Raw genomic sequence first — 4282 nt, 5'->3', positions numbered from 1 at the left:
CGTCCTGCGCGAGCATATCCATATCGACGGCATGCCGCTGCACATCATCGACACCGCTGGCCTGCGCGATGCGAGCGATGAAGTCGAGCGTATCGGTATCGAACGCGCCTGGCAGGAGATCGAGCAGGCCGACCGCGTGCTGTTTATGGTGGACGGCACCACGACCGACGCCGTTGACCCGGCTGAAATCTGGCCAGACTTTATCGCCCGTCTCCCGGCCAAACTGCCGATCACCGTGGTGCGCAATAAGGCCGACGTTACCGGCGAAACGCTGGGCATCAGCGATGTGAATGGCCACTCACTTATTCGTCTGTCGGCCCGTACCGGGGAAGGCGTGGAAGCCCTGCGTAACCATCTCAAACAGAGCATGGGCTTCGACACCAGTATGGAGGGCGGCTTCCTGGCGCGTCGTCGTCACTTGCAGGCGCTGGAAGAGGCGGCTCGCCACCTTGAGCAGGGCAAAGCCCAGCTGATCGGCGCTTGGGCCGGCGAGCTGCTGGCGGAGGAACTGCGTCTGGCGCAGCAGAACCTGAGCGAGATCACCGGGGAGTTTACGTCGGACGATCTGCTTGGACGAATTTTCTCAAGCTTCTGTATTGGTAAGTAATTCCCGATAGAACATGGTGATTTCCTCCAGGGAAATCACCATTGTCCCAATGGCAACTCGCTTAATCCCCCCATGCCCCCTATCCTGCTTGCCTGCATCTATGGGGGATTTATGGCTCGTTTTCTGTTTTGTAGTTTCGCATTAGTTCTGCTGTATCCGTCCGGCATTGATATGTATCTGGTGGGGCTACCGCATATTGCCCGCGATCTGGGTGCCAGCGAGGCGCAACTGCACATCGCGTTTTCGGCCTACCTCGCGGGAATGGCGTCGTCGATGGTATTTGCCGGGAAAATCGCGGACAGAGCCGGCCGTCAACCCGTCGCCATTACGGGGGCGGTTATCTTTACGCTGGCATCGGTACTGTGTTCAATGGCTCAGGAAAGCACAATGTTCCTGTCAGGGCGCTTTATCCAGGGCATTGGCGCGGGCGGCTGTTACGTGGTGGCGTTTGCCATTCTGCGCGATACCTTGAGCGCCCAGCGCCGCGCCAGGGTGCTGTCGATGCTGAACGGCATTACCTGCATCATCCCGGTGCTGGCACCGGTTGTAGGCTACCTGATCATGCTGAAATTTCCATGGCAGAGCCTTTTCTGGACCATGGCCACAATGGGCGCCATCGTCTTTATACTGTCCGTGACGGTGTTGAAAGAGACCCATCCCGGTTCGCAGCAGACGCACCACGCTGCTACCATTCATCCGGCTGAAAAGCTTCTGAATCGCTTTTTCCTGAGCCGCCTGGCCATCATCACGCTCAGCGTGGCGGTGATCCTCACCTATGTAAACGTTTCCCCGGTGTTACTGATGGAGACGATAGGCTTCGATCGCGGTGAGTATTCGACGGTGATGGCGCTCAATGCGATGGTCAGCATGGCGGTTTCATTCTCGATGCCCTTTGCGCTCAATATCTTCCGCCAGCGCACGCTGATGCTCGCTTCACAGACGCTGTTTCTCGCCGCAGGCGTAATTCTGGCGACCGCCACCTCACATGCGCTGATGCTGGTGGGTATGACCCTGATCTGCGCCGGATTCTCCGGCGGCTTCGGCGTGGCGATGAGTCAGGCGCTTGGCCCGTTCTCACTGCGGGCAGGCGTGGCAAGCTCGGTGCTGGGCATTGCGCAGGTCTGCGGTTCGTCGCTGTGGATTTGGCTGGCGGCGGTGATCGGCCTTAACGCGCTGAATATGCTGATCGGGGTTCTGATTGGCTGTAGCATACTCTGCATTACCTTACTTATGGTCATCCAGCCCGCGGCGCACTATGAAGAAGCCCATCAGCAGTCTCGATCTTAATCTTTTACTTTGCCTGCAGTTGTTGTTGCAGGAGCGCAGCGTCACCAAAGCCGCGAAGCGAATGAACGTGACGCCGTCCGCAGTGAGTAAATCGCTGGCGAAGCTGCGCGACTGGTTCGACGATCCGCTGTTTGTGAAAACGCCTTTAGGGCTACTGCCCACGCCGCTAACGGTGAGTCTGGAACAGGATCTGGCCGACTGGATGCAGATTGGCAATCAGATCGTCGATAAATTCCACCATAGCTCTCCAGGCGGGCTCAAGTTTGTGCTCGCCGCCGAAACGCCGCTGATGCTGATTCGCTTCAACACCCTGCTGGAGCAGGTGAATGAGCGCTACCCACAGGCGACGGTGAAGTTGCGCCAGTGGGATTATGATTCGCTGGATGCCATTACGCGCGGGGAGGTCGATCTCGGTTTTACCGGCCGCGAAACGCACCCGCGCTCCCGCGAGCTGCTAAAGCTGATGCCGTGGTTTATTGACTACGAAATCCTGTTCAGCGACCGTCCGTGCGTCTATCTGCGAGAAGATCATCCGGCACTTCACGAAGCGTGGAACCTTGAGACGTTTCTGCGCTACCCGCATATCAGCATCTTCTGGGAGCGCAGCGATACCTGGGCGCTTGATGAAGTGCTAAAAGAGATGGGCCGGGAGCGCAACGTCGCCATGAGCCTGCCCGGCTTTGAACAGTCGATGTTTATGGCGGCTCAGCCGGACCACAACTACATTGCCACTGCGCCCTACTACTGCCATCACTACAATCAACTCCACCAGCGTAATCTGGTCTGCCTTCCCATTCCCATCGATGAGGCGCAGGCAGAAAAGCTGACCGTACCCTTCACGCTAATCTGGCATAAGCGGAACAGCCATAATCCGAAAATTATCTGGCTGCGCGAAACTATAAAAGCCCTGTATACCGCGCCAGGTCAGGTTTTTGCCTAAGATAATGTAAAGTTCGGTCCTCAGGCTTCTCTTATTTCTATTTACTGATTAAAACAGAAGCTGAGTTAAGCGATAATCATGTAACCGTTTAACCGACTACGACCATTATCAGGGAGCGAAAAATGGCTACGCACTTTGCACGAGGAACATTAACGGAAGGGCATCTCGTATCGGCCAGAATTTCTTCAGCCTGTCACAGTGAGGCGCTCAAACTACCTGAACACCGCAGGACGCGGTTTTTAGCTTCCAGAGCGCTCCTCGCAGAACTGCTTTTTATGCTGTACGGCACCAGCGAATTACCGGACATACTCACCCAGCCAGAAGGTCGCCCGGTTTTTGCGGACCCGGCACTCCCCCATTTTTCCATTGCGTATACCGGCAACATTGTTGGCGTCGCGCTGACGACTGAAGGTGATTGCGGCCTGGATATGGAGCTGCAACGCGTCACGCGCAGCTTCCATGGTGCTAACGCGCTCGATGAATACCCGCTCTCCAGCAATGAAAAGCTGTGGATACGTAACCAGAACGATCCCGTAGAAGCCAGAGCGCAGCTCATCACCCTTCGCCAGAGCATCCGTAAACTGAGCGGCGCGGCATCAGACGACGCCAGCCTGTTGCAGCTGCTTCCCGGCTCCGGACGCCTGCGTGCCGCGAAAGCGTCGCTGGTAGAGGCGCTCAGCGACGCTGAGGACGTACTGATCTGGTCCGTTGCGGTGAGCCCCGCCATCGAACGGCTGAAAATCTGGGAGTTTGACAGTATTCGCGGTTGGCGTAGTCTTCCGGATGTACCTGAGCGCGCCAACGAGCCCGCCGCGCGCCTGATGCGATTAACCAGTTTACCGGCAGAAAAAGCATACACCCATAGCTGATCCGTCCAGGGTCATCATGATGAAACAGGAGTAATCATGTCTGATACGTTGAAAGTTGTTACGTTACTGGGAAGCCTGCGCAAAGGTTCGTTTAACGGGATGGTAGCGCGCACGCTGCCACAGCTAGCGCCTGCGGGAATGGAGATCAGCGCCCTGCCGTCTATTGGCGACATCCCGCTTTATGATGCTGACGTTCAGCAGGAAGAAGGGTTCCCGCACAGCGTGGAGGCGATAGCCGAGCAGATCCGTCAGGCTGATGGTGTAGTAATTGTAACGCCAGAATATAACTACTCGGTTCCGGGGGGTCTGAAGAACGCGATTGACTGGTTATCCCGTTTACCGGAGCAGCCGCTGTCAGGCAAACCGGTGCTGATCCAGACCAGCTCAATGGGCGCCATCGGCGGTGCGCGCTGCCAGTATCACCTGCGACAGATCCTGGTGTTCCTGGATGCGATGGTGATGAACAAGCCGGAATTTATGGGCGGCGTGATTCAGAATAAAGTCGACCCGCAGACGGGTGAAGTGGTGGATCAGAGTACGCGTGACCATCTCTCTGGTCAGTTGACCGCGTTTGGGGAT

General features: G+C 56.8%; 5 protein-coding genes. All 5 read left to right on the top strand.

All coding sequences use genetic code 11. From position 1 onward, the window contains the following. On the top strand, nucleotides 1-607 hold a 607-nt coding region (locus HP459_RS21685), incomplete at its 5' end, for a GTPase (RefSeq protein WP_171936821.1). A 111-nt stretch (nucleotides 608-718) separates the two neighbouring features. After that, nucleotides 719-1894: an MFS transporter gene (locus HP459_RS21680; RefSeq protein ID WP_032622027.1), complete on the top strand. Its 1176-nt coding sequence runs from the start codon at nucleotides 719-721 to the stop codon at nucleotides 1892-1894. After that, nucleotides 1863-2834 carry an HTH-type transcriptional regulator YidZ gene (gene yidZ, locus HP459_RS21675; RefSeq protein ID WP_022649883.1) on the top strand — a complete coding sequence of 324 codons (972 nt, stop codon included), beginning with the start codon at nucleotides 1863-1865 and terminating at the stop codon, nucleotides 2832-2834. Before HP459_RS21680 ends, yidZ begins: the two co-directional genes overlap by 32 nt. Nucleotides 2835-2956: 122 nt before the next feature. After that, nucleotides 2957-3703, top strand: a complete 747-nt coding sequence (locus tag HP459_RS21670; RefSeq protein WP_023298947.1) for a 4'-phosphopantetheinyl transferase superfamily protein — start codon at nucleotides 2957-2959, stop codon at nucleotides 3701-3703. 36 nt (nucleotides 3704-3739) lie between these two features. Beyond that, on the top strand, nucleotides 3740-4282 hold a 543-nt coding region (locus HP459_RS21665), incomplete at its 3' end, for an NADPH-dependent FMN reductase (RefSeq protein WP_171936820.1).

The sequence above is a fragment of the Enterobacter sp. CM29 genome, from assembly GCF_013179605.1.
Classification (GTDB): Bacteria; Pseudomonadota; Gammaproteobacteria; order Enterobacterales; family Enterobacteriaceae; genus Enterobacter; species Enterobacter intestinihominis.
The sequence above is the reverse complement of the archived record's forward strand: the minus strand, read 5'-3'. Positions and strand labels throughout refer to the sequence as shown.